The sequence below is a fragment of the Sphingobium nicotianae genome, from assembly GCF_018603885.1.
GTDB classification, from domain to species: Bacteria; Pseudomonadota; Alphaproteobacteria; order Sphingomonadales; family Sphingomonadaceae; genus Sphingobium; species Sphingobium nicotianae.
Map to the genome: position 1 here is coordinate 235,503 of NZ_JAHGAW010000005.1, position 26,857 is coordinate 262,359.

General features: G+C 66.1%; 23 protein-coding genes and 1 tRNA gene. 12 read left to right on the forward strand and 12 right to left on the reverse strand.

Annotated features, from left to right (window positions below; all coding sequences use genetic code 11):
- Positions 1-49: 49 nt before the first annotated feature.
- The 8 genes from lon to KK488_RS09235 all read left to right on the forward strand — a co-directional run bounded on the left by lon (position 50) and on the right by KK488_RS09235 (position 7,898).
- Positions 50-2,446 (forward strand): endopeptidase La, encoded by a 2,397-nt coding sequence (lon, locus tag KK488_RS09200; protein WP_214622970.1) that lies wholly within the window; start codon positions 50-52, stop codon positions 2,444-2,446.
- 216 nt (positions 2,447-2,662) lie between these two features.
- Positions 2,663-2,935, forward strand: coding sequence for an HU family DNA-binding protein (locus KK488_RS09205; RefSeq protein ID WP_214622861.1), 273 nt, complete (start codon positions 2,663-2,665; stop codon positions 2,933-2,935).
- Between the two features lie 234 nt (positions 2,936-3,169).
- A tRNA-His gene (locus KK488_RS09210) sits at positions 3,170-3,246 on the forward strand.
- A 67-nt stretch (positions 3,247-3,313) separates the two neighbouring features.
- Positions 3,314-4,351 carry a Leu/Phe/Val dehydrogenase gene (locus KK488_RS09215; RefSeq protein WP_214622862.1) on the forward strand — a complete coding sequence of 346 codons (1,038 nt, stop codon included), beginning with the start codon at positions 3,314-3,316 and terminating at the stop codon, positions 4,349-4,351.
- A 177-nt stretch (positions 4,352-4,528) separates the two neighbouring features.
- Complete coding sequence (hisI, locus tag KK488_RS09220) at positions 4,529-4,909, forward strand: phosphoribosyl-AMP cyclohydrolase (RefSeq protein ID WP_214622863.1); 381 nt, start codon at positions 4,529-4,531, stop codon at positions 4,907-4,909.
- The gene (locus KK488_RS09225) at positions 4,906-5,469 is read left to right on the forward strand and encodes a hypothetical protein (protein WP_214622864.1); all 564 of its coding nucleotides are present in this window, start codon (positions 4,906-4,908) and stop codon (positions 5,467-5,469) included. Before hisI ends, KK488_RS09225 begins: the two co-directional genes overlap by 4 nt.
- A 31-nt stretch (positions 5,470-5,500) precedes the next feature.
- The gene (locus KK488_RS09230; protein WP_214622865.1) at positions 5,501-5,929 is read left to right on the forward strand and encodes a MerR family transcriptional regulator; all 429 of its coding nucleotides are present in this window, start codon (positions 5,501-5,503) and stop codon (positions 5,927-5,929) included.
- A gap of 163 nt (positions 5,930-6,092) precedes the next feature.
- On the forward strand, positions 6,093-7,898 hold the full coding sequence (locus tag KK488_RS09235; protein WP_214622866.1) for an acyl-CoA dehydrogenase C-terminal domain-containing protein: 1,806 nt from the start codon (positions 6,093-6,095) through the stop codon (positions 7,896-7,898).
- A 101-nt stretch (positions 7,899-7,999) separates the two neighbouring features.
- On the opposite strand, the gene KK488_RS09240 is transcribed toward KK488_RS09235, so the two are convergent.
- The 3 genes from KK488_RS09240 to KK488_RS09250 form a co-directional block, all read right to left on the reverse strand.
- Positions 8,000-9,421, reverse strand: coding sequence for a cell wall hydrolase (locus KK488_RS09240; protein WP_214622867.1), 1,422 nt, complete (start codon positions 9,419-9,421; stop codon positions 8,000-8,002).
- 246 nt (positions 9,422-9,667) lie between these two features.
- Positions 9,668-10,591: a cysteine synthase A gene (cysK, locus tag KK488_RS09245; protein WP_214622868.1), complete on the reverse strand. Its 924-nt coding sequence runs from the start codon at positions 10,589-10,591 to the stop codon at positions 9,668-9,670.
- Between the two features lie 80 nt (positions 10,592-10,671).
- Complete coding sequence (locus KK488_RS09250; protein WP_214622869.1) at positions 10,672-12,018, reverse strand: MFS transporter; 1,347 nt, start codon at positions 12,016-12,018, stop codon at positions 10,672-10,674.
- A 175-nt stretch (positions 12,019-12,193) separates the two neighbouring features.
- Between KK488_RS09250 and KK488_RS09255 the strand changes: the two genes are divergently transcribed.
- Positions 12,194-13,945: a DUF885 domain-containing protein gene (locus tag KK488_RS09255; RefSeq protein WP_214622870.1), complete on the forward strand. Its 1,752-nt coding sequence runs from the start codon at positions 12,194-12,196 to the stop codon at positions 13,943-13,945.
- Positions 13,946-13,981: 36 nt separating this feature from the next.
- On the opposite strand, the gene KK488_RS09260 is transcribed toward KK488_RS09255, so the two are convergent.
- Together KK488_RS09260 and KK488_RS09265 are read right to left on the reverse strand one after the other, a co-directional pair.
- A complete protein-coding gene (locus tag KK488_RS09260) occupies positions 13,982-15,418 on the reverse strand; it encodes a hypothetical protein (RefSeq protein WP_250890213.1) in 1,437 nt (478 codons plus the stop codon).
- A 305-nt stretch (positions 15,419-15,723) separates the two neighbouring features.
- Positions 15,724-18,000: a UvrD-helicase domain-containing protein gene (locus tag KK488_RS09265; protein WP_214622871.1), complete on the reverse strand. Its 2,277-nt coding sequence runs from the start codon at positions 17,998-18,000 to the stop codon at positions 15,724-15,726.
- A gap of 167 nt (positions 18,001-18,167) precedes the next feature.
- Here KK488_RS09265 and KK488_RS09270 point away from each other — a divergent pair, with 167 nt between their 5' ends.
- Entirely contained in the window at positions 18,168-18,542 is a 375-nt protein-coding gene (locus KK488_RS09270) for a Fe-S oxidoreductase (protein WP_214622872.1), read from the forward strand.
- Between the two features lie 124 nt (positions 18,543-18,666).
- Here KK488_RS09270 and rsmD read toward each other — a convergent pair whose 3' ends face one another.
- Together rsmD and KK488_RS09280 are read right to left on the reverse strand one after the other, a co-directional pair.
- Positions 18,667-19,218: a 16S rRNA (guanine(966)-N(2))-methyltransferase RsmD gene (gene rsmD / locus KK488_RS09275; protein WP_214622873.1), complete on the reverse strand. Its 552-nt coding sequence runs from the start codon at positions 19,216-19,218 to the stop codon at positions 18,667-18,669.
- Positions 19,215-20,093, reverse strand: coding sequence for a pseudouridine synthase (locus KK488_RS09280; protein WP_214622874.1), 879 nt, complete (start codon positions 20,091-20,093; stop codon positions 19,215-19,217). Before KK488_RS09280 ends, rsmD begins: the two co-directional genes overlap by 4 nt.
- A gap of 138 nt (positions 20,094-20,231) precedes the next feature.
- Here KK488_RS09280 and KK488_RS09285 point away from each other — a divergent pair, with 138 nt between their 5' ends.
- Both KK488_RS09285 and KK488_RS09290 read left to right on the forward strand, forming a co-directional pair.
- Positions 20,232-20,669 carry a response regulator gene (locus KK488_RS09285; protein WP_214622875.1) on the forward strand — a complete coding sequence of 146 codons (438 nt, stop codon included), beginning with the start codon at positions 20,232-20,234 and terminating at the stop codon, positions 20,667-20,669.
- Between the two features lie 80 nt (positions 20,670-20,749).
- Entirely contained in the window at positions 20,750-22,078 is a 1,329-nt protein-coding gene (locus KK488_RS09290; protein WP_214622876.1) for an AmpG family muropeptide MFS transporter, read from the forward strand.
- Here the strand turns inward: KK488_RS09290 and KK488_RS09295 are convergent.
- The 5 genes from KK488_RS09295 to trpB all read right to left on the reverse strand — a co-directional run bounded on the left by KK488_RS09295 (position 22,063) and on the right by trpB (position 26,772).
- The gene (locus KK488_RS09295; RefSeq protein WP_214622877.1) at positions 22,063-23,406 is read right to left on the reverse strand and encodes a bifunctional folylpolyglutamate synthase/dihydrofolate synthase; all 1,344 of its coding nucleotides are present in this window, start codon (positions 23,404-23,406) and stop codon (positions 22,063-22,065) included. The genes KK488_RS09290 and KK488_RS09295 overlap by 16 nt on opposite strands.
- A gap of 130 nt (positions 23,407-23,536) precedes the next feature.
- Positions 23,537-24,394 carry an acetyl-CoA carboxylase, carboxyltransferase subunit beta gene (gene accD / locus KK488_RS09300; protein WP_214622878.1) on the reverse strand — a complete coding sequence of 286 codons (858 nt, stop codon included), beginning with the start codon at positions 24,392-24,394 and terminating at the stop codon, positions 23,537-23,539.
- Positions 24,391-25,200 carry a tryptophan synthase subunit alpha gene (gene trpA / locus KK488_RS09305; protein WP_214622879.1) on the reverse strand — a complete coding sequence of 270 codons (810 nt, stop codon included), beginning with the start codon at positions 25,198-25,200 and terminating at the stop codon, positions 24,391-24,393. The genes accD and trpA overlap by 4 nt, the downstream gene beginning before the upstream one ends.
- A complete protein-coding gene (locus tag KK488_RS09310; protein ID WP_214622880.1) occupies positions 25,197-25,403 on the reverse strand; it encodes a hypothetical protein in 207 nt (68 codons plus the stop codon). The genes trpA and KK488_RS09310 overlap by 4 nt, the downstream gene beginning before the upstream one ends.
- Positions 25,404-25,527: 124 nt before the next feature.
- Positions 25,528-26,772, reverse strand: coding sequence for a tryptophan synthase subunit beta (gene trpB, locus KK488_RS09315; RefSeq protein WP_214622881.1), 1,245 nt, complete (start codon positions 26,770-26,772; stop codon positions 25,528-25,530).
- Positions 26,773-26,857 lie beyond the last annotated feature (85 nt).

Here is a 26,857-nt window from a genome sequence, read left to right on the forward strand (position 1 = left end):
AGTCAGTGCGCGGCCGCTATGGGCCGGCGCCCGAAGAGTTGGAGTGACCATGGATCTGGACCTGCCCCTGTTGCCCCTGCGGGACATTGTCGTCTTCCCGCAGATGATCGTGCCCCTGTTCGTGGGGCGCGACAAGAGCGTCACGGCGCTCGAGAAGGCGATGGCCGGGGACAAGGACATCTTCCTCGTCGCTCAGCTCGACCCGAGCGAGGATGATCCCGACCGCGACGCGCTCTATGACATGGGCGTGATCGCCAGCATCGTGCAGATGCTGAAGCTGCCGGACGGCAATGTCCGCGTGCTCGTCGAGGGCAAGCAGCGCGCCGAGCTGATCGCGCTGTCGAGCGACGAGGATCATATGCTGGCGACGGTGCGCCAGCTGGAGGACGCGTCCGCAGCGGGCACGGAGGTCGAGGCGATGATGCGCTCGGTCGCCGATCAGTTCGAAAATTACGCCAAGCTCAACAAGAAGCTGCCGGCCGAGACGGCGGTGCAGCTGCGCGAGATCGACGAGGCGGGGCGCCTCTCCGACTTCGTCGCCGCCAATCTGGCGGTGAAGGTGTCGGACAAGCAGGCGCTGCTGGTCGAGGCCGATCCGCTCAAGCGGCTGGAGATGGTCTTCGCCTTCATGGAGGGCGAGCTGGGCGTGCTGCAGGTCGAGAAGAAGATCCGCGGCCGCGTGAAGCGCCAGATGGAGAAGACCCAGCGCGAATATTATCTGAACGAACAGCTCAAGGCGATCCAGCGCGAGCTGGGCGGCAGCGAAGGCGAGGAAGGCGACGAGCTTTCCGAACTGACCGACAAGATCAAGAAGCTCAAGCTCAGCAAGGAAGCCCGCGCCAAGGCCGAGACCGAGCTCAAGAAGCTGCGCGCGATGCAGCCCATGTCGGCCGAGGCGACGGTGGTGCGCAATTATCTCGACGCGCTGCTCGGCCTGCCGTGGGGCAAGAAGAGCAAGCTCAAGAAGGACCTGGTCAAGGCGCAGGCGGTGCTTGACGCCGACCATTTCGCACTCGACAAGGTCAAGGACCGCATCGTGGAATATCTCGCGGTGCAGGCGCGCTCGGACAAGCTGCGCGGCCCGATCCTGTGCCTCGTCGGCCCGCCGGGCGTCGGCAAGACCTCGCTCGGCCGCAGCATCGCGAAAGCGACCGGCCGCGAGTTCGTGCGCCAGTCGCTGGGCGGCGTGCGCGACGAGGCGGAGATCCGCGGCCATCGCCGCACCTATATCGGCTCGATGCCGGGCAAGATCGCGGCCAACCTCAAGAAGGCCGGTACGATGAACCCGCTCATCCTGCTCGACGAGATCGACAAGCTCGGCCAGGATTTCCGCGGCGATCCCGCCTCGGCCTTGCTGGAGGTGCTGGACCCGGAGCAGAACAACAAGTTCCAGGACCATTATCTGGAGATCGACGTTGATCTCTCCGACGTGATGTTTGTCACCACGGCGAACAGCCTCAACCTGCCGCAAGCCCTGCTCGACCGCATGGAGATCATCCGGCTCGAGGGCTATACCGAGGACGAGAAGCTCGAGATCGCCAAGCAGCACCTGATCGAGAAGCAGATCGAGGCGCATGGCCTCAAGGCCGGCGAGTTCGCGATCGAGGACGAGGCGCTGCGCGACCTCATCCGCTATTATACCCGCGAGGCGGGCGTACGCACGCTGGAGCGCGAGATTGCGCGCCTCGCGCGCAAGGCGCTGCGCAAGATCCTCGAAGGCAAGGCGCAGAGCGTGACGATCACGCCCGAGACGCTCGGCGAGTTCGCCGGGGTGCGCAAGTTCCGCCACGGCGAGTCCGAGGAGGAGAACCAGATCGGCGGCGTCACCGGCCTCGCCTGGACGGAAGTCGGCGGCGAACTGCTGACGATCGAGTCGGTCACGGTGCCGGGCAAGGGCGCGGTCAAGACGACCGGCAAGCTCGGCGACGTGATGAACGAGTCGGTGCAGGCCGCCTTCTCCTATGTGAAGGCGCGCGCGCCGGCCTATGGCATCAAGCCGAGCATCTTCAACCGCAAGGACATCCATATCCATTTGCCAGAAGGCGCGGTGCCCAAGGACGGGCCGAGCGCGGGCATCGGCATGGTGACCTCGATCGTCTCGACGCTCACCGGCGTCGCCGTCCACAAGGATGTCGCGATGACCGGCGAGGTGACGTTGCGGGGACGGGTGCTGCCGATCGGCGGGCTCAAGGAGAAGCTGCTGGCGGCGCTGCGCGGCGGCATCAAGACGGTGCTGATCCCGCAGGAGAACGAGAAGGACCTGACCGAGATTCCGGCGAACATCCGCGAGGGGCTGGAGATCATTCCGGTCAGCCATGTCGACCAGGTGCTGGCGCGCGCGCTCGTCGCGCCGTTGACGCCGATCGACTGGTCCGAAGCGGACGATCTGGCCGCGCAACCACCGAGTGGGCTGGTCCCCGACGTCGGGACAAGCGCCCGGCATTGAGCGTGAGAAAGGGAGCCGAACCAGCACCGGTGCGGCTCTCTTTCGGTGATTTTCACCCTCGAAATGCCAAGCGGGGGGAAAATCGGACGAAAACGGCGGTCCCGGGAGCAATTCCGCGCAAAAAACTTTGACTCATGCGCCGAACCACGCCTTTATGCGCGCCTTCGTCGCCCGATTCCTACCACAAACCACATCCTAGAAGGGGGTTCCATAGGCATGAACAAGCAGGATCTCATCAGTTCCGTCGCTGACCAGAGCGGCTTGACCAAGGCTGATGCCGGCAAGGCTGTTGAGGCTGTTTTCGACGCGATCACGGCGTCGCTCAAGAAGGGCGATGAAGTGCGTCTCGTCGGCTTCGGCACGTTCTCGGTCTCGCAGCGCAAGGCGTCCACCGGTCGCAATCCGCGCACCGGCGAGACGATGGCTATCAAGGCTTCGAGCCAGCCCAAGTTCAAGGCCGGCAAGGGCCTGAAGGACTCGGTCAACTAAGGTTGACCGTCTGCCGACGCTCCGGTCAGCCGGGGCGGCGGCAGATTTCAGATTGGGCACATGCGAGCGACGTCATGTGCCTGTCGGGAGGCCGGGCTCTGCCCGGCTTTTTCCGTTTGGGGAGATTGAATTCTCCCCCTCCTCTGAAGAGGAGGGGCTTTCTCCCTCGGCCCTTGACGCTGGCCCCATCGGCGCACTATGGGCCGCCTCTCGATTGCGCCTGTTGGCGCTGCGGCGATCGTAGCTCAGTTGGTTAGAGCGCTGGTTTGTGGTACCAGAGGTCGCGGGTTCGGATCCCGTCGATCGCCCCATTTTCCTCACAGTTTGCGCGCAGGAGCGGCGAGTTCAGTCAGAGCTTCGCGCGAAGGACGGTCTTGCATGTGGTCCCATCCCGATTTCGACAATCATGAGAAAGTGCATTTCTTCACCGACGCGGCGACCGGCCTGCGCGCGATCATCGCGGTGCATTCGACCTTTCGCGGGCCCTCCAGCGGCGGCGTGCGCTTCTGGCACTACGCGCGCGAGGAGGATGCGCTGACCGACGCGCTGCGCCTCTCGCGCGGCATGAGCTACAAGAATGCAATGGCCGGGCTGCCGGTGGGCGGCGGCAAGGGCGTCATCCTCTCCGATGGCCAGCCCAAGACGCGGGCGCAACTGCTGGCGTTCGGCGACGCGATCGAGACGCTGGCGGGCGCCTATGTGACCGCCGAGGATGTCGGCATGAGCGATGGCGACATGGAGACCATCGCCGAGCGGACGCGCCATGTCTCCGGTCTGCCGGTCGCTGGCGGGCAGGCGGGCGGCAGTCCGGGGCCGCTGACGGCCATCGGCGTCCATCTCGGCGTCAGGGCTGCGGTGGCGCGCGGGCTGGGGCGTGACGACCTCTCCGGTGTGCATGTCGCCATCCAGGGGCTCGGCGCGGTCGGCGGCGGGCTGGCGCGCAAGCTGGCGGCCGACGGCGCGCGGCTGACGCTGGCGGACGTCAATGTCGAGCGCGCGAAGGCGCTGGCGGCGGAGCTGGGCGCGGAGGCGGTGAGCGCCGATGCGATCATGACCGTCGAGGCGGACGTGTTCAGCCCCAATGCGCTCGGCGCGATCCTCGATGCGCGCTCGATCCCGCTGCTGCGGGCGGGCATCGTCGCGGGCGGCGCCAACAATCAGTTGGCGACGGCGGCCGACGCACAGCTGCTGCATGCGCGCGGCATCCTCTATGCCCCCGATTATGTGATCAACGCCGGCGGCATCATCAATGTCGCCACGGAATATTTCCAGCTCGGCGATGGCGATGCGGTGATGGCTCGGATCGAGCAGATCCCCGAGCGGCTGCGGGCGATCTGGGACCAGAGCGCGACGACGGGGCGGCCGGCGGCGGACGTCGCGGATGAGATGGCGCGCGGGCTGATCGGACGGGGCTGAGGGGGCGAGCGACGCGGCAGCGCGTTGGCGTTCGTTCGGCAAAAAGGCAGTCGTTTCCGTCATCCCAGCTTTCGCTGGGATGACAGGGAGGGATGAAGGGAGACAGGTTTGGCTGGCTATGCTCCCGAGCACCGATGAAGCCTTGGCCTGCGCCGAACCGCCCCCTATAGCGCCCGCATGGCAGACACACGCGACACGGGCCTCGCGCTCGATCCCAAATATGACCGCGACGGGCTGATCACCGCCGTCGCCAGCGATGCGCAAACGGGCGAGTTGTTGATGCTCGCGCATATGAATGCCGATGCCTTCGCGGCGACGGTCGAGACCGGGGTCGCGCATTTCTGGTCGCGCAGCCGGAGCAAGCTCTGGCGTAAGGGCGAGGAGTCCGGCAACGAGCTGCGCGTCGTCGACATGCGGATCGACTGCGATCAGGATGCGCTCTGGCTGATCGTGCAGCCGGCCGGCCCGGCCTGCCACACCGGCCGGCGGAGCTGCTTCTATCGCCGCGTCACCAAGGATGGGCTGAGTTGGATCGACGAGGGAGCGGGGCCCGCGTGATCGCGCGAGGAGGCCGGCGAACCCTCTTGCTGATGCTCGGCCTGGCTGGTCTGGCAGCCTGCAGCGATGCCGACGAGCGCAACTATGCCGATGCCGAGGCGAGCAGCGGGAGCGCCGCCTCGGAAAATCTCGATGCGCTCGCGGTCGAGACCGGAGCCCTGCCCGACACCGCCCAGATCGATCCCTCCGGCCGTTATGGTCGCCGCTACGAGGGCGGCTCGGACAGCCTTTGCGTCGTGCCGGACGGCAGCGCGCGGGGCCGCTATCGCTTCGGCGCGGAGACGCGGATCGGCGGCGAGGAATATTGCCGGGGCACGGGTCACGCCAGGCTCTCGGCCGACAAGCTGTTGCTGCGCTTCGATGGCGCCGGATCGGAATGCATGATCGTCGCGCGCTACGAGGGGGACAAGATCGTCATGCCGGGCGGGCTCGATCTTCATTGTGCCGCGCTCTGCTCCAGTCGAGGGTCGTTTTCGGGCGTGGCCTTTCCACGTCTGGATCGCGATGTCGCTACGGCACGGGGAACGCGCGATGCCAGGGGGCAGCCGCTTTGCCGTTGACGTAAACGTAAGGAGTGATTAGGGCGAAGTCATGTCCAAGCCAAACATGATCGCCGGTATTCCCCAACCCGAGCAGGTGGGCCGGGAAGAGTTCAGCATTTCGGATCTGTGCGAGGAGTTCGGCGTCACGCCGCGCGCGCTGCGTTTCTACGAGGACGAGCAGCTGATCGCGCCGCGCCGCCAGGGCCTTGCCCGCATCTACAGCCATCGCGACCGCGCCCGGCTCGCCTGGATCCTGCGCGGCAAGCGCGTCGGCTTCAGCCTCGCCGAGATTCGCGACATGATCGATCTGTATGACGCGGGCGACGGCCGCAGGACGCAGCGCGAGTTCACCATCGCCAAGTGCCGCGAGCGGATCGACCTGCTCGAGAGCCAGCGCAAGGATATTGACGAGGCGATTGCGGAGTTGACGAGCTTCGTTGCCCTGGTCGAAGAGAATCAGCGCCAGTCGAAAGACTGAGTTCTATCGGATTGTCATGCTGGACTCGTTTCAGCATCCATCGTTCCTCTGAGGCCGCAGTTTGCGGGGCGGGATGGACCCTGAAACAAGTTCAGGGTGACGGTGATTGAAAGGGTTCGGACAGGAGCCTCTCCGATGCCGGCCCATCGACAAGGAGAGCCCAATGCCCAGCTATACCGCGCCCGTCGCCGACACGATGTTCATCCTCGACGAGATCATCGGTCTCGACCGGATGGCGAATGTCCCCGGCTTCGCATCGGCCTCCAGCGACATCGTCGCGGCGATCCTCGAGGAAGGCGGCAAGTTCGCCAGCGAAGTCTTGCATCCGCTGAACGCGGTGGGCGACCAGATCGGCTGCAAGCGCAACGATGACGGCACCGTCACCGTGCCGCCTGGCTTCAAGGAGGCATTCGACCAGTTCGTCGCCGGCGGCTGGACGACGCTGCACGCGCCGGAGGAATTTGGCGGGCAGGGGCTGCCGATGGTGCTCTCCATCGCGGTCGAGGAATATTTCACCTCGGCCAATCATGCTTTCAACATGTATCATGGGCTGACCGGCGCGGCGGTCGCGGCCATCCTCGTCAAAGGCGACGAAGCGCTGCAGCAGAAATATGTGCCCAAGATGGTCTCGGGCGAGTGGTGCGGCACGATGAACCTCACCGAGCCGCATTCGGGCACCGATCTGGGCCTCATCAAGACCAAGGCCGAGCCGCAAGCGGACGGCAGCTACAGGATCAGCGGCACCAAGATCTTCATCTCGGCCGGCGAGCACGAGATGAGCGAGAATATCATCCATCTCGTGCTGGCCAAGACGCCCGGCGCGCCCGCCGGATCGCGCGGCATCTCGCTGTTCCTCGTGCCCAAATATTTCGTCGGCGACGATGGCGCGCTCGGCGATCACAACGCGGTTTCCTGCGGCTCGATCGAACACAAGATGGGCATTCACGGCAACGCGACCTGCGTCATGAACTATGACGGTGCGACCGGCTGGATGATCGGCGAGGAGAATAAGGGCCTTGCCGCCATGTTCATCATGATGAACCAGGCGCGGCTTGGCGTCGGCCTGCAGGGCCTGGCGCAGGCGGAACTGGCCTATCAATATTCCGTGCAGTACGCGATGGAGCGGCGCCAGGGCCGCGCGCTGACCGGCCCGGCCGAGCCGGACAAGCCCGCCGACACGCTCTTCGTCCATCCGGACGTGCGCCGCATGCTGATGGAGGGCAAGGCGATCACCGAGGGGCTGCGCGCGCTGTGCATCTGGGGCGCGCTGCAGGTCGATCTCGCCAAAATGGCGCCAACCGAGGAAGAGCGCGTCGCGGCCGACGATCTGATCTCGCTGCTGACGCCGGTGATCAAAGGATACGGCACCGATCGCGGCTTCGACGTGACGGTGATGGCGCAGCAGGTGTTCGGCGGTCATGGCTATATCTGGGAGACCGGCGTCGAGCAGGCCGTGCGCGATGCGCGGATCGCGATGATCTACGAGGGCGCCAATGGCGTGCAGGCAATGGACCTGGTCGGCCGGAAGCTGCCGGCCAATGGCGGCCGCTCGATCCAGGCCTTCTTCAAGCTGATCGGCGAGGAAGTGGCGCTCGGCAAGGCCGTGCCGGAGACGGCGGCGGTGGCCGAGGCGCTGGAGAAGGCGAACCAGCAGCTCCAGGCCGCGACCATGTGGCTGCTGCAGAACGCGATGACCAACCCCAACAATGCCGGGGCGGCTGCCTATGCCTATATGCACATCATGGGCATCGTGGCGGTCGGCATGATGTGGCTGAAGATGGCGCGGGCGGCGCAGGCACAGATTGCGGCGGGCACCGGCAATCCGGCCTATCTCAATGCCAAGCTGGTGACGGCGCGCTACTTTGCCGAGCGGATCATGCCCGATGCGGGCGCGCTGCGGCGCAAGATCGAGGGTGGCGCCGAAGTGCTGATGGCGCTGCCGCCCGAGGCATTCCTGACGGCGGCTTGAGGCGGCATTTCAAGGCTGAGACGCTGAATTTTCGTCACCCCAGCGGAAGCTGGGATCTCCGGCGCGCGAGACCCCAGCTTCCGCTGGGGTGACGAAAGATTTCAGGGCGCGCCCGGCGTCAGCGCGCCGTCCGCCTGCGCGGTCGGCCGCTGCAGCTTGATCACCTCGACCGGCCGCCTGGTCGGGGCCAGCTCGCTCTTCTTCTCGTCGGCGAGCAGACGGCTGCCGGCTTCCGGTAGCTTGATGCGGCCCTTGTCGCCCTTGTCGTCGGCGATCAGCCGGGACGGTGCCATGGTGGGGATGCGCTTCGCCATGCATTGGATGCGCGGAGCGGAGGGGAATTCCTCGCAATTGTAGAGCATCCGCTCGAAGCCGGTGTCCTTGATGCGGATATAGGAGAAGGACATGGATGGCAGCGCGGCTTCCTCGACCGGGAAGGCCTTGGGCGTCGCGCGCGGATTGGTCCAGGCGAGCAGGCGGCACTGGGCGCGGCCCGTGCAGATCCGCCTGGCGGCCTCGGCATAGCGCGCCGGGTCGCCGCCCTTGTCGAGCATCATGACGAAGCCGTTGCCGCCTGGCTCGATCGCCATGAGCTGGCCGGGGCCGACGCGCTTGCCGATCAGATCGGGGCCGAGCGCCAGCGTGGGGCCTCGGTCGTCGACGAGACTGCCCTTGAGCTGACCGCTGGCGAAAAGCAGATCGTCCGTCGTCTGGTCCTTGTGCGCAGGCGAGAGCAGGACGAGCTTGGCGATGGCCGGTTCGGCGGGGATCGCGAGCTGTTTCGCGAAGGCGCCGGGTGTGCCCCACCAGCCTTTCCAGCGGAAGAAGAGATGGGTGTCGACCGCCGTGACCTTGTCGAGCGAACTACTCCAATAAGGCATCACCCAGTCGGTGTGATAATGGGTCGAGTAGCCGACCGGCTTGTAGACGTCGCCCGCGAGCATCTGGCTCGCGAGGCCGCGGGCGCGCTCCCATGCGGCGGTCGAGGGCGTGCGCGCCATGGCGCCGTCGCAGGTGAAAGTGAACTGGCAGCCGGTCGTGCGCTCCTGACCCTGGAACACCACGCCGCACACCGTCTTGGGGAAGGCCGGGTGGCGCAGGCGATTGAGCACGACTTGGCCGACGGCGCGCTCGCCGGTGGCATCGTCGCCCGCCTCGTAGATCATCGCGGCGGCGAGGCAATCGGTCGCGCGGGCGAGGGTGGCTTCGTCGCCGATGAGTTTAAAGGGACGGGCGGCCGGGTTTGGTCCATTTGAGAAGGGGATTCCAGCGTTGAGCTTGCGCGCTTCGTCCGGGTTGGACGCGTCCAGCACCAGCGGCTCGACGACCGGGACAGGGCTGTCCGGCTTGCCGGCCGCTGTCGCGGTGTCTCCGATCGGTGCGGTGAGGCCACGGCCCTGTGGCCGTCCGCCAAGGCCCACATAGGCGATCGCCATGGCCGCGATGAGGCCGAGCATGAGGGCGACGGCGAACCATCGCCGGTTCTGCAAGGACCGGTCCAGTGTCATGCTTGGGCTCGTCATCCGGCGCTATGTGTGCCCGGAACCGCGCAAAGGCAAGGCGCAAGCGGCGGTTCGGCCCTCTATCGCGGCGACAGTCCCGTTTCGAGATGCTTTACGGGGCGAGTGTTAACGAGCGCAGGCATGTGTCCTTGGCCCGCCTGGATTTCGTGCATCGCGGCCTGATCCAGCTCGGCCGCTCCGGTCTACGGAACGGTAATCAGCGAGCGGGACGCATCGCGCTCCGCTCGCTTCTTATCTGGCCTGTGATCAGGATTCCGGCAGGAAGTCCGGTACCGAGAGATAGCGCTCGCCCGTGTCGTAGTTGAAGCCCAGCACCTTGGCGCCGGCGCGCAACTCGGGCAGCTTCTGGGCGATGGCGGCGAGCGTCGCGCCGGACGAGATGCCGACGAGAATGCCTTCCTCGCGGGCGGAGCGGCGGGCGAACTCCTTGGCGTCGTTGGGATCGACCTGGATAGCGCCGTCGAGCAGGGCGGTGTGCAGATTGGTCGGGATGAAGCCGGCGCCGATGCCCTGGATCGGGTGCGGGCCAGGGGCGCCGCCGCTGATCACCGGCGAGAGGGTGGGCTCGACCGCGAACACCTTGAGACCGGGCCACTGCGCCTTGAGCACCTGTGCGACGCCCGTGATATGGCCGCCGGTGCCGACGCCGGTGATGATCGCATCGAGCGGAGCATCGCCGAAATCGGCGAGGATCTCCTGCGCCGTGGTGCGCACATGAACCTCGATATTGGCCGGATTCTCGAACTGCTGGGGCATCCACGCGCCCGGCGTTGAGGCGACGATCTCCAGGCCGCGCTCGATCGCGCCCTTCATGCCCTTCTCGCGCGGGGTGAGGTCGAAGGTGGCGCCATAGGCCAGCATCAGGCGGCGGCGCTCCAGGCTCATGCTCTCGGGCATGACCAGGATGATCTTGTAGCCCTTGACCGCCGCGACCATGGCAAGGCCGATGCCGGTATTGCCGGAGGTCGGTTCGACGATGGTGCCGCCTGGCTTGAGGCTGCCGTCCTTCTCCGCCGCCTCGATCATGGAGAGGGCGATGCGGTCCTTGATGGAGCCGCCGGGATTGGCGCGTTCGGACTTGATCCAGACATTGGCGTCCGGGCCGAACAGCCGGTTGATCTTGATGTGCGGCGTGCCGCCGATCGTGTCGAGGATGGAAGAGACTTTCATGGCATGCCTCCGTTCTTGAATTGGGTCTCGGTCTGTGTTCAATTAAAATTGAATCAGTAGAGATTGCAAGCCCGACCGCGTCAGGACGTGGTTGCTTGTGGCCGTTCCGCAGCCTGAAGGGAAGCCTCCGGGTAGAGCTCCGGCGGATCGAAGGTACGGGCGTTGCGAAGCTGCGGGAAGAGCCGCGCCCAGAGCAGGGTGATGCCGATCGCGCCCAGGCCGCCGACGACCACCGCCGCCACCGGCCCGATCAGGGCGGCGAGGAAGCCGGACTCCGCTTCGCCGAGTTCATTGGACGCCGAGACCGTCATCATCGCGACGCTGGAGACCCGGCCGCGCATATCGTCGGGCGTGTGCAGCTGGATGAGCGACTGGCGAACGAACACCGAGAACATGTCGGCGCTGCCCCACACGGCCATGGCGGCAAGGGCGACGAGGATGCCGACCTGTTGCGGCATGAAGGCGGTAAGGCCGAAGAAGACGGTGGCGAGGCCGAAGATGCTGACCGACAGGAACATCTTGAGGCCGACATTATATTTGATCGGCCGGAACGAAAACCAGAGCGCCGTGATCGCCGCGCCGACGCCGGGTGCTGCCGCGAGATGGCCGAGACCAGCCGAGCCGACATGCAATATGTCGCGCGCATAAACGGGAAGCAGCGCGGTCGTCCCGGCGAGCAACACGGCGAAGAGATCGAGCGTGATCGCGCCCAACACCAGCTTGTTGGTGCGGACATAGCTGAATCCGTCGATCACCTGACGGATGGGATGACGGTCCTTCTGCGGCGGAGCCTGCGGCACATCGCCCACGAAGATCATGCCGACGACCGAGACCAGGAACAGCGCCCCGCTGATCAGATAGGCGTAATAGGGCTCCATCGCATAGGCATAGCCGGCCAGCGCCGGCCCGACGATGCCGCCCGCCTGCCAGAACATGCTGGAAAAGGCGATGGCGCGGGGCAGCAAATTCTTGGGCACGATATTGGGCGCGAGCGAGCCGAGCGCCGGCCCCTGGAAGGCGCGCACCAGGCCGAGCACGGCGGCGATCGAGAAGATTAGCGACAGGCTGATCCAGCCCTCATAGCTGGCCAGCGCCAGCACGGCGGCGCAGGCGAGCAGCACGGTCAGCGTCATCTGGGCGACGCGGGTTCGCTTGAAATTGTCCGCGGCGAGACCCGCGAAAGGCGTCAGCACGAACAGCACGGCGAACTGGATGAGGCCGATGATGCCGAGCTGGGCGGCCGCCTGCGCGGGCGCCATGGTGAGGCGAGCGATGTTGTAGGCCTGCCAGGCGATGATCAGCGACATGCCGGTGCTGCCGAGGATCGTGCACAGGCGGACCATGAGGAAGGCCCGGAATGCGCCGATCTGGAAGGGGTGAGTCAGAGCCGATGCGTCGCGACTGTCGGACTCGCTGGAAGTGGCCATGTCCTGCTCCTAGGCGCAAGCCCTGGACTTGCGCAACGACCCAAAGCTTGGTGGGCTAAAGTTTTTCCGGTTCCGCATCATGTTGCCGGCCTTGAAAGATTCTATCGCGACGCTGGACAAGCCTCGTCCGTCGAGCCAGTTTGCGGGCAATTCAAAGCTCTCTGGAGTCTTTTATATGACCCGCTCCCGCACATTGACCTATCTTCTGGCGCCGATCGCGGCGGCCGCCCTGCTGGCCGGCTGTGCCCAGAGCGCGATCGAGCGCGAGGCGGCCGCAGCCGAGAAAGCAGAGCCCAAGCGCGACAATTGGGAGGCGTTCCGCGACAGCTTCCTGGAAGCCTATTTCCAGCATGACCCAGCCTTCGCCGTCTATCAGGGACGGCATGATTTCGACGGCCAGATGCCGGACTGGAGCGAGGCGGGGCTGAAGGGCTTTGCCGATTTCCTGAACGAGTCCATTGGCAAGGCGCAAGCCTTCCGTGCCGGGAGCCTCAGCAAGGACGAGGCCTTCGAACGCGATTATCTGGTCGCAGTGGCGCGCGGCAAGCTGTTCTGGCTGACCGATGCCGACCAGCCGCACAACAATCCGGCCTATTATGTCGGCGGCGGCCTCGATCCCAACGTGTTCATCGCGCGCAACTATGCCGACGCGCCGACCCGGATGAAGGCGCTGATCGCTTTCTACAAGCGCGTGCCGACGGCCGCGGCGCAGATCCGCGCCAATCTCAGGATGCCGATGCCGCTCAGCTTCATCGACTATGGCAAGTCCGGCTTCCAGGGGCTGGCGGACTATTATGTCGGCGATGCCAAGGCGGCGTTCGCCTCGGTCAAGGACCCCGCGCTGCAGGCCGAGTTCGACGCCTCGGCCGGCGCGGCGTCCAAGGCGATGAAGGATCTGGCCGACTGGCTGGAGAGCAATCGCGGCACGGCGACGCAGAATTTCGCGCTCGGTGCCGAGCGCTTCTCGCGGATGGTCTCGGCGACCGAGATGGTCGACACGCCGTTGGCGCAGCTGGAGGCGATCGGCGTCGCCGACCTCAAGCGCAACCAGGCGGCACTCAACACGGCCTGTGCCAGCTATGCGCCGGGCAAGTCGATCCCCGACTGCATGCTCAAGATGAATGAGGACAAACCGGTCGATGGCCCGGTCGCCGAGGCGCGGCGGCAGATCCCGGTGCTGCGCGCCTTCGTGGTCGCCAAGGATCTCGCCAGCATCCCCGGCACCGAGGAGGCGCTGGTCGAGGAAAGCCCGCCCTACAACCGGCAGAACAGCGCCTATATCGATCCGCCCGGGCCGTATGAGAAGGGCATTCCCTCCGTCTATTACATCTCGCCGCCGGATCCCGCCTGGAGCAAAGAAGTGCAGGAGGCATTCATTCCGGGGAAGAAGGATCTGCTCTTCACCTCGGTGCATGAGGTCATGCCGGGGCACTTCCTCCAGTTCCTGCATGCCAACCGCTCGCCGTCCATCTTCGGGCGCGTCTATGTGGGCTATGCCTTTGCGGAGGGCTGGGCGCATTACGCCGAGGAGATGATGTGGGAAGCCGGCCTCAACGACGGCGATCTGGAGACCCATATCGGCCAGCTCTCCAACGCATTGCTGCGCAATTGCCGCTATCTCTCGGCGATCCGACTGCATTCGGGCCGGATGACGCAGGCGGAGTCCGAGGCGATGTTCAAGAATGAATGCTATCAGGACGAAGGCAATGCCAGGCAGCAGGCGGCGCGCGGCACCTATGACCCGGCCTATCTCAATTACACGCTCGGCAAGCTGATGATCCGCAAGCTGCGCGCCGACTGGACCGCGACGCATGGCGGCCGGGCTGGGTGGAAGGCGTTCCACGACCAGTTCCTGAGCTATGGCGGGCCGCCGATTCCACTCGTGCGTCAGCAGATGATGGGCGGCGCGGCGAAAGCGGCATTCTGAGCCGAGAGCCTCTTCCGCTCGCGGAGGAAGCGCTCGCTAGGCGATGAGTGCGCCATAGTCCTCGGGCGACGGCGGGAGGATCGTGCGCGCCACGAGCCCGGCGGCAATGACGAGGCCAAGGGCGACCAGAAAGAACCACTCGCGCCGATTGGGCTTTTGCCCTTTCCACAGGATTAGGCCCGCAAGCGCGATCGCGAGCATCGGCCACAAATGATAGCGCAGATCGGACGAGATGCTGAGGACCGCGAAGCTGGCTTCCTGAACCAGCGCGGAAACGAGCAGGGCCGTGGCGAGGCTCCGGCGCGGGCTGGCTGCACGGGAAGAGGTTAGAAAGAGTCCGCGCAGCCCGACGAGACACCAGATGACGGGCCATGTCAGGGGCGTCTCGACCAGCCACGCCGCGAAACCCTGACACCATCGAGCGATGGGCGAGACCGGGTCGGCCAGGCCAAGCTCATTGGGCTCGGAATGGGCGGGTGGAGCGGCAAGCGGCCAGTCGCGGCCGACTAACCAGCGTTCCGTCGCGTTCAGATGGGCCAGTCGATGGGCGAGATAGGCGCCGGGATGGGTCAGCGCGGCGCCGGCCAGGGTGAGATAGAGGCTGTGGGGGCTTTCTCGCCTGAAGGCCGCGACGGCCCGAGCGCAGTCGGGGCGTCCGAAGAGGCGATCCCAAAAGAGCGGCTTGACGCACTGCACCCTGACCAGCGTCGCGAGGTCTTGCGGGAGCAGGCCGACAATATCCGGGTCGCCTGACCGGACGGCGATCGCGGCAAGGTCGTAAATCGCTTCGCTGCGCTGAACGCCGCTGTCTCGGGCGCCGAACAGGGCGTGACTGGCGACTTGCGAAGCAAGGAGCGCGGTCGCTATGCCCAGGGGGATCAGCATCGTCCGCAGCGTTTTGGACAGTGTGGGTGGCGCGAACAGGATCACCGCAAGCGGGATCGTCGAAAAGGCCGCGTTGGCCCGGACGAGAGTCGCGTAGGCGATGCACAGGGAGGCGATGATCAGCGCCCAGCGGGAGACAGGCTTCTCGCGCAGGCGATAATGGCCGATCAACCCGACCGCGAGCATGAGCGCCCCGGCCATTTGCGCGTCTTTGATCACGACGGCTTCCCACCCCAGAAAGGGTGGAAAGGCGCCGACGGCGAGGACGGAGAATGCCCTGCGACCTCCCAGCGCTCTCGCGAGCGCGCCAAGGCCCAGCCAGTAGGCGATCATCTGTAGGCAGAGCATCGGCCCCGCACCCGGACCGAGCAACGACAGGATCGCCCACAGGCGCGCCATGATGGGCGGGTGCCAGTCATCGTAGCGACCGGTCAGGGCTTGTCGATATTGCTCGACCCCGTCGTAGGTCACGGCACCGGGCCAGAAGCAGAGCAGCGACAGGGCGAGGAGCAAGGCGGCGAGCCAGCCGGGGCCGAGCCCGGGCACGATGCTGCGGCCGGTGGATGCCCGACCCGTCCCTGATGCCATGACCGTCCCCAAGTCCGCCTCGCGATCATGTCAGCAGACACGTCGCGGCCGAGAGAGGCAAGATCAATATGAGGCAGGCGGGCGAGGCGCGGCCGACAAAAAAACGGCCCGGCAGGAACCCACGCTCCGCCGGGCCGAGGAAAGGAGCACCAGCATAGCCAGCGCCCTTCGGGTCGCACGACGTGCCTAGAACGGGAAGGTTAAGAAGCCTTTACCAGACCAAATGCTCTTTTTGCGTCGCAGGATCAGGCTCGCGCGCAATAAAGTGCCAGGTCGGGAGAAGGGCGGCAAATCTCGCGATGGCTTCAGGCCGGATTGACGAAGCTATCCAGCACGCGCTTGGCGCCCGCCTGCTCGAAATCGATCTCCAGCTTGTTGCCCTCGATTGCCGTCACCTGACCATAGCCGAACTTCTGATGGAAGACGCGCATGCCGAGGCTGATATCGTCGCGCCCCTTGTTGCCGAGGCTGACGGCGCTTTGCCGCGCTTCGACGATGCGGGTCGGCTCGCGCAGGAAATTGCCCTGGCTCGCGGCTCTTTGCCAGCCGGGACCACGGCCGCTTCCCCGCGCGATATTCGCGAAAGGATCGTCCCGCTCAGACCAGTTGGCCCGCCAGAGGCTGGCGCCGCCGGACAGGGTCGTCTCCTCCTCGACTGTCTCCTTCGGCAGCTCGCCCACGAAACGGGACGGGATGGAGCTGGTCCACTGGCCATAGACGCGGCGATTGGCGGCATGGAGAATATAGCAGCGCCGCCGCGCGCGCGTGATCGCGACATAAGCGAGGCGACGCTCCTCCTCCAGGGAGGCAAGGCCACCTTCGTCCAGCGCGCGCTGCGAGGGGAACAGGCCATCCTCCCAGCCGGCGAGGAACACGCTGTCATATTCGAGGCCCTTGGCGGCGTGGATGGTCATGATCGTGACCTTGGCCTCGTCAGCCTGCGCGTCATTGTCCATGACCAGGCTGACATGCTCCAGGAAGGCGCCGAGCGTCTCATACTCCTCCATGGCGCGGGTCAGCTCCTGGAGGTTCTCCAGACGCCCGCTGGCCTCGGCCGAGCGCTCGGCCTGCAACACGGTGGTATAGCCGCTCTCGTCGAGGATCTGGCGAGCCAGCTCGGCATGACTCATGCTGGTTGCGAGATCGCGCCAGCGATGAATGTCGCCCACGAAGCGGGCGAGAGACTTGCGCGCCTGGCCGGTCAGCTCGTCGGTCTCGCTGATGCCCGCCGCGGCCAGCATCAGCGGCACGCCCTCGGCGCGCGCGACGCGATGGACCTTCTCAACCGCCTTGTCACCCAGCCCGCGCTTGGGCACGTTGATGATGCGCTCGAAGGCAAGATCGTCGGACGGCTGGTTGACGAGGCGCAGATAAGCGAGTGCATCGCGGATCTCGGCGCGCTCGTAGAAGCGGAAACCGCCGACGATGCGATAAGGCATGCCGATCTGGATGAAGCGGTCCTCGAACTCGCGGGTCTGGAAGGACGCGCGCACGAGGATCGCGACCTGATCGGCGCGGACGCCCTGCCGCTCCAGGCTCTCGATCTCCTCGCCGACGCGCCGCGCCTCCTCCGGCCCATCCCACACGCCGATGACGCGGATTTTCTCGCCTTCGGCCTCCAGTGTCCACAAGGTCTTGCCGAGCCGCCCGCCATTCTGGGCGATGACCCCTGATGCAGCCGCGAGGATATGCGGCGTCGAGCGATAATTCTGCTCCAGCCGGATGATCGCCGCCCCGGGGAAATCCCGCTCGAAGCGCAGGATGTTGGCCACCTCGGCCCCGCGCCAGCTATAGATGCTCTGATCGTCGTCGCCCACGCAGCAGATATTCTTGCGCTTTTGGGCAAGCAGGCGCAGCCACAGATACTGGCTGGTGTTGGTGTCCTGATACTCGTCGACCATGATGTAGCGGAAGCGCTCCTGATATTGCTCCAGCACTTCGCGGTCGCTCCTGAACAGGGTCAGCATGTGGAGCAGCAGGTCGCCGAAGTCGCAGGCATTGAGCGCGCGCAGCCGGTCCTGATAGGCGGCATAGATCTCCGCGCCCTTGCCATGGGCAAAGGCCTCGCTCTCGCCCGCGTCGATCTCGGCAGGGGTCAGGCCCTTGTTCTTCCATTTGTCGATGAGACCGGCGAGTTGCTTGGCCGTCCAGCGCTTCTCGTCGATGCTCGCGGCCTGGATGACCTGCTTCATGAGGCGGAGCTGGTCGTCCGTGTCGAGAATGGTGAAATTGCTCTGGAGGCCGACCAGCTCGGCATGGCGGCGCAGCATGCGCGCGCCGATCGAATGGAAAGTGCCGAGCCAGGGCATGCCCTCCACCGCCGGGCCGATCATCCGACCGACGCGCTCGCGCATCTCACGGGCCGCCTTGTTGGTGAAAGTCACCGAGAGGATTTCGGACGGATAAGCGCGGCGCGTCGCCACCAGATGGGCGAGGCGGGCGGTCAGCGCCGCCGTCTTGCCCGTGCCGGCGCCAGCCAGCACAAGGACCGGCCCTTCCGTCGTCAACACGGCTTCACGTTGCGGCGCGTTCAGGCCCTTCAGATAGGGCGGGTCATCGGGCGAGGGAGCGGGCACAGTCACACGTGAACAGCTAGGGAACAGAACGCCGCGGCGCAAGGGTTTCGCGGCTGGCCGGGGCCTCTCGCCCGCGCCACGACGCTATGCTGGCGAGGTAGGCGGTGGAACCGAGGCACGGGACCGATCGTTTCATTCGCCAGCAATCACTGCCTGTCTGGAAGGATGACCTCATGCGTATCCCGATTTTCCTGACCGTCCTTGGCGCATCGACGCTTGCGCTCGCTGCCCACGCGCAGGAGACGCAGCCCGCGCCGCCGGCCGACCAACCGGTGACCTCGCAGCCGGCTCCGGGCAACCCCGCGCCCGTCGATAGTGGCACGACCACCGCACCGACCGCGCCCGCGACCGACAGCGCTGCACCGCCACCGGCCGCACCGCCGCCATCCGCCTTCAATGCGGCGCCTGATGCCGCACCGCCGGCCGCGGGACCGCCCCAGATGGCTCCCAGCGCGCCAGTCGTGCAAAATACGCCGGCGCCGCCTGCGGACTATCCCCTCTGCTCGAAGACGGTGAGGGATGCCTGCCGCAACCCTGGCGGAAGGTAAGGGAGTATTTCCCCTTTCGGAGGGGACAGAGCGACTGAGGGCGGGCGGCTTAGGACGCTCGCCCTTTCATATTGCCTGTTGTCCGTGGATTTTGGTGATTCCGCGAAGGCGGGAAATGATGATGTTACGAGGCCCGGTCGAGCATCCGTAGCAGATGCAGCTTCGCCTTGCCGACGATCCGTTCGGCGTCGATCTCGAAGCCTTTGACCTCGACCGCCTCGTCCCGCTTGGTCTCGATGCTGACCCAGCTTCCCGGGCCGACCCAGCCGAGACGTGCCAGCTTGTCCAGCGCGACGGCGCCGGCGCCTGTGTCATAGGGCGGGTCCATGAACAGCACGTCCAGCGGGGCTGGCGCCGCACCCAGCGCCAGTACGTCGGTCTGGCGGATATCCGGCTTGGCGAGGCCGAGCTTCTCCGCATTGGCGCGGATCGCGGCGATAGCGGCGCGGTCGCGCTCGACGAACAGGCAGGATGCGGCGCCGCGTGACAGCGCCTCCAGCCCGAGCGCGCCCGAACCGGCAAAGAAATCACCGACCCTGAGATCCTCGAACGAGCCCAGCCGGCTCACCAGCATCGAGAAGAGCGTCTCACGCGTGCGGTCGGCCGTCGGCCGTGTCGCGTCTCCCGCCGGCGCGACCAACTGCCGCCCGCGCCATTGCCCGGCAATGATCCTCATTTGCCGCGCTTCTCCAAATCCTTGCGGAACTTGCTGAGGTCGGCCTGACGCACCTCCACCACATCGCCCGGCTTGGAATCGCCGAGCACGAAGGGGCCATAACGGGTGCGGATCAGGCGGTTCACCTTGACGCCGAGATAATCGAGCACGCGCCGCACCTCGCGATTCTTGCCTTCGGTCAGGGTCATTTCGATCCACTGATTGGCGCCGGTGCGGCGCTCAAGATTGGCGTCGATCTTGCCGTAGCGCATGCCTTCGATCTCGACGCCGTCGATCAGCTCCTCGAGCTGGGCCTGGCTGACCTCGCCGAAGGCACGGGCACGATAGGTGCGCTCCACGCCAGTGGCGGGCAACTCAAGCTGGCGCTTGAACTCGCCGTCGGTGGTGAGCAGCAGGAGCCCCTCGGTGTTGAGATCGAGCCGGCCGACCGGCATGACGCGCGGCAGATCCCCGGGGAGGCGATCATAAATGGTTGGCCGCCCGGCCGGGTCCTTGGCGGTGGTAAGGAAGCCCGCCGGTTTGTGAAACAGGAACAGGCGCGCCTGGCTTGGTTCCTTGACCGGATTGCCATCCACCGTCACGCCGCGCAGAGAACCGAGCAGGGTGGCGGGCGTCGTCACTGTCTCGCCATCAAGCGCGATGCGGCCGTCCGCGATCATTCGCTCGATGTCGCGACGCGAGGCGATGCCGGCGCGCGCCAGCAGCTTGGCGATGCGGTCGCCTTCGCGTGGCGTGCCGTCTTCACGGGGTTGCCGGGCTTGCGGCGCCGGTCCCGGTCGGCGCTGACGGTTGCGCCGGCCACCCGGTGCGGGCGCGGTTGCGCTCCCTGTTCGTGGCGGCCGGCGGGGGCCTCGGGGTCCATTGGCGGTGGTCAAAAAGGGTTAATCCGTTTTTTGGTCTGGCTGTGTCGTGCATGCACTGGCGAATCGCCGGGCGGGCACGTAGCGGATCGGAGCGTCTCATGCGATCCGTCCGGATCGCTCGGGTAGTGGCGCAAGTGGGATGGTGCGGCAATGTTTTTCTCGAAGAGGACGCAGCAGATTCGCCGCATTCTCATCGTCGAGGATGAGCCGCTGCTCGCGTTCGATACCGAACATGCCCTCCAGCAAGCCGGCTATGAGGTGGTTGCGACTGTCGACCGGTTTCGCGATGCCGATGCAGTGATCCTGGGCAAGGGTGCGGTCGATCTCGTCATCACCGACATTCGCCTGACGGGTGTTCGCTCGGGCATCGAATTGGCGCGTCATGCGCGTGAGCTGGGCATCGCCGTGCTGTTCGCCACGGCGAACTGTCCGCCTGACGCGCGCGATCAGGGCATCGCGCTCGGCTGGATCGCCAAGCCGTTCCAGCCCCGCGATCTGGTGCGCGCGATCGCCATCTGCGAGCGGTTGGTGAGCGGCCTGCCCGCGGGACGTCTGCCGGCGCCACTGACGGTGTTTCCGCAGGGCTGAAATCGCGTCCTGTCACAAAAGCCCTTTCCAGCGCCGCGAGAGCGGCTAGGCTGATCCGCAAGCACAGATTGGGGGCGCAGATGGCGGACGGAACGACGAAGCGAGGCTGGGGCGAGGCGATCAAGCCCTATCTGGAGCGGGAGCCGCTCATCGCCCTGTTCCTCGGCATTTCCTCCGGATTTCCCTTCGCTTTGCTTGCGGCGACCCTAACCAACCGGCTGTCCGAGGCGGGGGTCACCAAATCGTCCATCTCCGCCTTCGCGCTCGCCTTGCTCGTCTACAGCTTCAAATGGATCTGGGCGCCGATCATCGACCGGGCGCGCCTGCCGCTGTTGAGCGACGCGCTCGGGCAGCGGCGTAGTTGGCTGTGGCTGTGCGGGGTTGCCGTCGCGCTCGCGGTCATCGTGCTGGGCCTGGCCGATCCGGTGAACGACATTCGCAGCGTCGTCATCGGTGCGTTGCTGCTCGGCTTCGCGGGTGCGACCTTCGACATCGTGATCGACGCCTATCGCATCGAGCTTTTGAAACCCGAGCAACTGGGCATCGGCTCGGGCATGTCGCAATATGGCTGGCGGCTCGGCTCCTTCTTCGCCGCCTCGATCGCGCTTGCCGTGGCGAACGTCTCGACCTGGACGCTCGGCTACATCGCCTGCGCGCCGCTGGCCTTTGCCGGGCCGATCGCCTCCCTGTTCGGCGGGGAACCGATGCGCCATCATGAGCCGCGCCCGGTTCGCAGTGCCCGCGCGGCACTCCAGGTGGTGATCGATCCGCTGGTCGATTTCTTCAAGCGCGAGGGCGCGGTGATTGTTCTGCTCTTCGTGCTGGTCCACAAGATCGGCGACACGATCGCCAATCTCATGATCCGCGACCTCCTGGTGACACTCGGCTTCACCAAGCCGGAGATCCTGACCGGCGACGTCTGGGTCGGCTTCTTCGCGCTGCTCGCCGGCATCTTCGTCGGCGGCATCCTCTATGCGCGGCTGGGCATGAAGCGCTCGGTGCTGGTCAGCCTCATCCTGATGGGCGTCTCGAACCTCAGCTTCGCGGGCCTCGCCGCCGCCGGCCATTCCATGCCGATGCTGGCCTTCACCATTGGTTTCGAGAATTTCGCGAGCGGCATCGGCGGCGTCACCGTGGTCGCCTATCTCTCGGCATTGTGCGACCTGCGCTTTACCGCGACGCAATTCGCGCTGCTGTCGGCTGGCGCCGCCATTCTCGGCCGCTTCATCACCGGCACGACGGCCGGCGCGCTTATCGAGGCGCTGGGCTATGTGAACTTCTACCTGCTGACCACATTGCTGGCGCTGCCCGGCATCCTGATCTTCTGGTGGATGATGCGCACCGGTCTGGTCGATGCCAGCATCGGCGACGCGGGCCGCGAGGAACCGTCCACTCAGACCGGCGGCTGACCGTTCGCCATGAGCACCTGCCCGGCCAGATAGAGCGTCCCCGCGATCAGGACGGTGCGGTCCGAAGTCGCGTCCTTCGCGATGTCGGCGAAGGCTTGCTGGACGGTGTCGAAGGCGGAATGCGGCAGGCCCCATTGTGCGGCCAGCGCTGCGAACACCTCGTGGCCATGATGCTCATGCCCGGGCACCGGCAGCGAGCGGATCGAGCGCAATAGGGGGCGTAGGGGGGTAAGAAAGCCGGCAATATCCTTGTTAGCCAGCATGCCGGTGACGAGGTCGATTCCGTCGCGGGCGAGATCGCTGTCGGTCAGCGTCGCGGCGAGGGCCTGGCCCGCATCCGGATTATGGCCGCCGTCGAGGATGACCGTGCGGCCCGGCAGCAGGTCGGTCAGCGGGCCGGGATCGAGCCGCTGCATGCGCGCGGGCCATTGCGCCCAGAGCGGCGCGGCGCGCAGCGCGGCTTCGCTCACCGGCAGGATCGACTGGTGGCGCAGCATGGCGATGGCGAGGCCGAGATTGCCCGCCTGATGCTTGCCGGCGAGACGGGGCAAAGGCAGGTCGATGCGGCCGTGCGCGTCGCGATAATGGAGCTGCTCCTGATATTCGACGATATCCCACGCCTCACCGCGCGGCAGGTGGATCGCGCCGACACGCTCGCAGACCTGCGCGATCGTTGCGGTCATGGCGGTGCTGTAGCGCTGGGTGAGGAGCGGGGAGCCATGCTTCGCGATGCCGGCCTTCTCGAAGGCGATGCGGCTCAGCGGATCGGTCGGCGTGCCGTCCTCCGGGATCAGCAGGAACGCCTCGTGATCGATCGCCAGGCTGGCGATGCCACAGGCGGCGGGGCCGGGCAGGATATTGGTCGAATCGAGCCGGCCGCCGACGCCGACCTCGATGACGCAGGCACCGGCGGGGACGGTAGCGAACAGCTTGAACGCGGCGGCCTGCGTCACTTCGAAGAAGCTGGCGCCGATATCGCCGCCGACGTCCAGCGTCTCCTCCAGCGCCCTGGCCAGCGTGGCGTCGTCGATCAGGGTGCCGGCGAGGCGGATGCGTTCGTTGAAGCGCACAAGATGCGGCGAGGTGAAGACATGGACGGCATAACCCTCCGCCTCCAGCGCGGCACGCAGATAGGCGCAGGTCGAACCTTTGCCGTTGGTGCCGGCGACGTGGAAGACGGGCGGCAGATCACGCTCGGGATTGCCGAGGCGGCGCATCAGCTCGCTGATCCGCTCGAGCCCGAGCAGGTCGCGGCCGGGCGACAGCGTGCCCAGGCGCTCGAGCTGCTTCTGGACGGCGGGATCGTCTGAGACGGCGTGATCGGCCATGGGGGCGCCCTTGCTCCTTATTAAGACGTTCGCCCTGAGCCTGTCGAAGGGCTGCACTTCTTTTCGACGTGCTGCAAAAAGGACAGCCCTTCGACAAGCTCAGGGCGAACGGGGATTTGGAACCGAATTTTTACGCCGCCTTCGCCGCCGTCAGATAGCCGATCGTCTTGGCGAGCATGGCTTTGAGCTCCTTGCGGTGCACCACCATGTCGAGCATGCCATGTTCGAGCAGATATTCGGCGCGCTGGAAGCCTTCCGGCAGCTTCTCGCGGATCGTGTTCTCGATGACGCGGGCGCCGGCGAAGGCGATCAGCGCGTTGGGCTCGGCGATCTGGATGTCGCCCAGCATCGCATAGCTCGCGGTGACGCCGCCGGTGGTCGGATCGGTCAGCACGACGATGTAGGGCTGGCCCGCCGCGCGCAGCTGCTGGATGGCGACGGTCGCGCGCGGCATCTGCATGAGGGACAGGATGCCCTCCTGCATGCGGGCGCCGCCGGCGGCGGTGAAGATGATATAAGGGCAGCGCCGCTTGATCGCTTCCTTGACGCCGGCGACGAAGGCCGCGCCGACCGCCGTGCCCATCGATCCGCCCATGAAGGCGAAATCCTGCACGCCGACGATCGCGGCCAGGCCATCGATCTTGCCCGAGCCGTTGATCAGCGCATCCTGCTCGTTGGTCGCCGCGCGCGCGGCCTTCAGGCGATCAGTGTAACGCTTGGAATCACGGAACTTGAGCGGATCTTCCTTGACCGCCGGCGAGGCGAGCAGCTTGAGCGTACCCTCGTCGAAGATCTGGCCGAAGCGAACCTTCGGGCCGATCCGGCCATGATGCTCACAGCGCGGGCAGACCGAGAGATTCTCGTCCCATTCCTTCTGGAAGATCATCTGTCCGCAGCTCGGGCATTTGTGCCAGAGATTGTCGGTGGTCGTGTCCGCCTTCTTGGCGATGAAGGGGAGGGCGTTGCGAACGCGGGTGAGCCAGCTCATGCGGCATGCTCCTTTGAGGTGAGGGCGGCGCGCAGGCTACGGACATAATCGCGCACCGGGCCCGCGGCGTTGGCGCCGTGCTCGCCGACCAGATCGACGATGGCCGAGCCGACGACGACGCCATTGGCGACGCGGCCGATCGCGGCGGCCTGTTCCGGGGTGCGCACGCCGAAGCCGACGGCGATGGGCAGATCGGTGGCCGCCTTGAGCCGGGCGACGGCGCTCTCGATGCTGCCCTGGGCCGCTTGTTGAAGTCCGGTGATGCCGGCGACCGAGACATAATAGAGGAAGCCCGAGGCCCCCTCCAGCACGGTCGGTAGCCGAGCGGCATCGGTGGTCGGCGTGGCGAGGCGGATCAACGAGACGCCGGCCGCGCGCAGGGCCGGGCCGAGCGCCTCATCCTCCTCGGGCGGGATGTCGACGCAGATGACGCCATCGACGCCCGCTCTCGCGCAGGCATCGGCGAACCAGTCGGCACCCCGGATCGTCATGGGATTGGCATAGCCCATGAGCACCAGAGGCGTTTCCGGGTGCCGCGCGCGGAAAGCGGCGGCGATGGCGAAAATGCCGGCGGTGGTGATGCCGGCCGCCAACGCGCGGAGGTTCGCCTGCTGGATCGCCGGACCATCCGCCATGGGATCGGTGAAGGGCATGCCAAGCTCGATGACGTCGGCGCCAGCCTCCACGAGCGCATCGAGCACGGCGCCCGTGTCGGCCGGCGTCGGATCGCCGCCGGTGACGAAGGTGACGAGTGCGGCGCGGCCTTCATCGGCCGCGCGGGCGAAGGCGGACGAGAGGCGGCTCATGCTGCCGGCTTTCTGAGATGAACGGAGAGATTGACCGCGCCGGAAAAGACGAGGCCGACAAGCAGCCACTGGAGCATCAGCCTGGGCGCATAATCCCAGAAGCGGGGATTGAGGCCATGGTCGTGAAATTCGCTCAGCAGCCATGCGAGGACGCCGAAGACGAGCGTGTCGTCCACGAAGCCGGCCAAAGTCCCGCGCTTCATGGGCGTGCCTCCCGACACACAGCCGTCACCCCAGCGAAAGCTGGGGTCTCCTGCCCAACCGATGGGCATTGCCGCACGAGACCCCAGCTTTCGCTGGGGTGACGGACGGGGGTGACGGGACGGATCATATCTGCGCTCCCAGCGCTTCGGCGACAGTGTAGATATCCTTGTCGCCGCGCCCCGACACATTCACGATGATGATCTGATCATCCCGCATTTCCTGTGCCTTGGCTTCCAGAGCTGCGAGCGCGTGCGAGCTTTCCAGCGCGGGGATGATGCCCTCCTGCTGGCAGCAGAGCTGGAAGGCGTCGAGCGCCTGCCTGTCCGTGATCGGCAGATATTGCACCCGTCCACTCTCGTGCAGCCAGCTATGCTCCGGGCCGATGCCGGGATAGTCGAGGCCCGCCGAGATGGAATGCGCCTCGGTGATCTGGCCGTCCTCGTCCTGGAGCAGATAGGTCTTGTTGCCGTGGAGGATGCCGGGCCTGCCGCCCGTGAGGCTGGCGGCATGTTCGCCGCTCTCGATGCCGTGCCCGGCCGCTTCAATGCCGAGCATGGCAACATCGGGGTCATCGAGGAACGGATGGAACAGGCCGATGGCATTGGAGCCGCCGCCGACCGCCGCGATCAGCAGGTCGGGTAGCCGGCCCTCGGCCGTCAGGATCTGCTCGCGCGCCTCCTTGCCGATGACCGACTGGAAATCGCGCACCAGCTCCGGATACGGATGCGGCCCGGCGGCCGTACCGATGATGTAGAAGGTGTTCTCGACCGTCGCGACCCAGTCGCGCAGCGCCTCGTTCATCGCATCCTTGAGCGATTGCGATCCGCTGGTCACCGGGCGGACCTCCGCGCCGAGCAGCTTCATGCGGAACACGTTGGGCTGCTGCCGCTCGATGTCCTTGGCGCCCATGAAGATGGTGCAGGGCAGGCCGAAGCGCGCGCAGACCGTGGCGGTGGCGACGCCATGCTGGCCCGCGCCGGTCTCGGCGATGATCCGCGTCTTGCCCATGCGGATGGCGAGCAGGATCTGGCCGATGCAATTGTTGATCTTGTGTGCGCCGGTGTGGTTGAGTTCCTCGCGCTTGAAGTAGATTTTCGCGCAGTGGCCGGGCTTCGCACGCTTGCGATAATAGCCGGTGAGCCGCTCGGCGAAATAGAGCGGGGATGGCCGGCCGACATAATGGGTCATCAGGCCGTCGAACTCGGCCTGGAAGGCGGGATCTTCCTTGGCCGCACGATATTCGCGCTCCAGGTCGAGGATGAGCGGCATCAGCGTCTCGGCGACATAGCGGCCGCCGAACTGGCCGAAATGGCCGCGTTCGTCAGGCAGCGTGCGCAGGCTGTTAGGGATTGTCGTGGCAGCAGTCATGATCGTCTCAATCTACAGATACGTGGGTCCGGTCGCTTGGAGCCTTGTCGGCAAAGCGATCAGCGCCATCGTTTCCATATGCGCA

What these genes read in the sequence shown, in the direction of transcription:
- lon (WP_214622970.1), top strand. Translation starts at nt 50, where the DNA reads ATGGATCTGGACCTGCCCCTGTTGCCCCTGCGGGACATTGTCGTCTTC.
- KK488_RS09205 (WP_214622861.1), top strand. Translation starts at nt 2,663, where the DNA reads ATGAACAAGCAGGATCTCATCAGTTCCGTCGCTGACCAGAGCGGCTTG.
- KK488_RS09215 (WP_214622862.1), top strand. Translation starts at nt 3,314, where the DNA reads ATGTGGTCCCATCCCGATTTCGACAATCATGAGAAAGTGCATTTCTTC.
- hisI (WP_214622863.1), top strand. Translation starts at nt 4,529, where the DNA reads ATGGCAGACACACGCGACACGGGCCTCGCGCTCGATCCCAAATATGAC.
- KK488_RS09230 (WP_214622865.1), top strand. Translation starts at nt 5,501, where the DNA reads ATGTCCAAGCCAAACATGATCGCCGGTATTCCCCAACCCGAGCAGGTG.
- KK488_RS09235 (WP_214622866.1), top strand. Translation starts at nt 6,093, where the DNA reads ATGCCCAGCTATACCGCGCCCGTCGCCGACACGATGTTCATCCTCGAC.
- KK488_RS09240 (WP_214622867.1), bottom strand. Translation starts at nt 9,421, where the DNA reads ATGACGAGCCCAAGCATGACACTGGACCGGTCCTTGCAGAACCGGCGA.
- cysK (WP_214622868.1), bottom strand. Translation starts at nt 10,591, where the DNA reads ATGAAAGTCTCTTCCATCCTCGACACGATCGGCGGCACGCCGCACATC.
- KK488_RS09250 (WP_214622869.1), bottom strand. Translation starts at nt 12,018, where the DNA reads ATGGCCACTTCCAGCGAGTCCGACAGTCGCGACGCATCGGCTCTGACT.
- KK488_RS09255 (WP_214622870.1), top strand. Translation starts at nt 12,194, where the DNA reads ATGACCCGCTCCCGCACATTGACCTATCTTCTGGCGCCGATCGCGGCG.
- KK488_RS09260 (WP_250890213.1), bottom strand. Translation starts at nt 15,418, where the DNA reads ATGGCATCAGGGACGGGTCGGGCATCCACCGGCCGCAGCATCGTGCCC.
- KK488_RS09270 (WP_214622872.1), top strand. Translation starts at nt 18,168, where the DNA reads ATGCGTATCCCGATTTTCCTGACCGTCCTTGGCGCATCGACGCTTGCG.
- rsmD (WP_214622873.1), bottom strand. Translation starts at nt 19,218, where the DNA reads ATGAGGATCATTGCCGGGCAATGGCGCGGGCGGCAGTTGGTCGCGCCG.
- KK488_RS09285 (WP_214622875.1), top strand. Translation starts at nt 20,232, where the DNA reads ATGTTTTTCTCGAAGAGGACGCAGCAGATTCGCCGCATTCTCATCGTC.
- KK488_RS09290 (WP_214622876.1), top strand. Translation starts at nt 20,750, where the DNA reads ATGGCGGACGGAACGACGAAGCGAGGCTGGGGCGAGGCGATCAAGCCC.
- KK488_RS09295 (WP_214622877.1), bottom strand. Translation starts at nt 23,406, where the DNA reads ATGGCCGATCACGCCGTCTCAGACGATCCCGCCGTCCAGAAGCAGCTC.
- accD (WP_214622878.1), bottom strand. Translation starts at nt 24,394, where the DNA reads ATGAGCTGGCTCACCCGCGTTCGCAACGCCCTCCCCTTCATCGCCAAG.
- trpA (WP_214622879.1), bottom strand. Translation starts at nt 25,200, where the DNA reads ATGAGCCGCCTCTCGTCCGCCTTCGCCCGCGCGGCCGATGAAGGCCGC.
- KK488_RS09310 (WP_214622880.1), bottom strand. Translation starts at nt 25,403, where the DNA reads ATGAAGCGCGGGACTTTGGCCGGCTTCGTGGACGACACGCTCGTCTTC.
- trpB (WP_214622881.1), bottom strand. Translation starts at nt 26,772, where the DNA reads ATGACTGCTGCCACGACAATCCCTAACAGCCTGCGCACGCTGCCTGAC.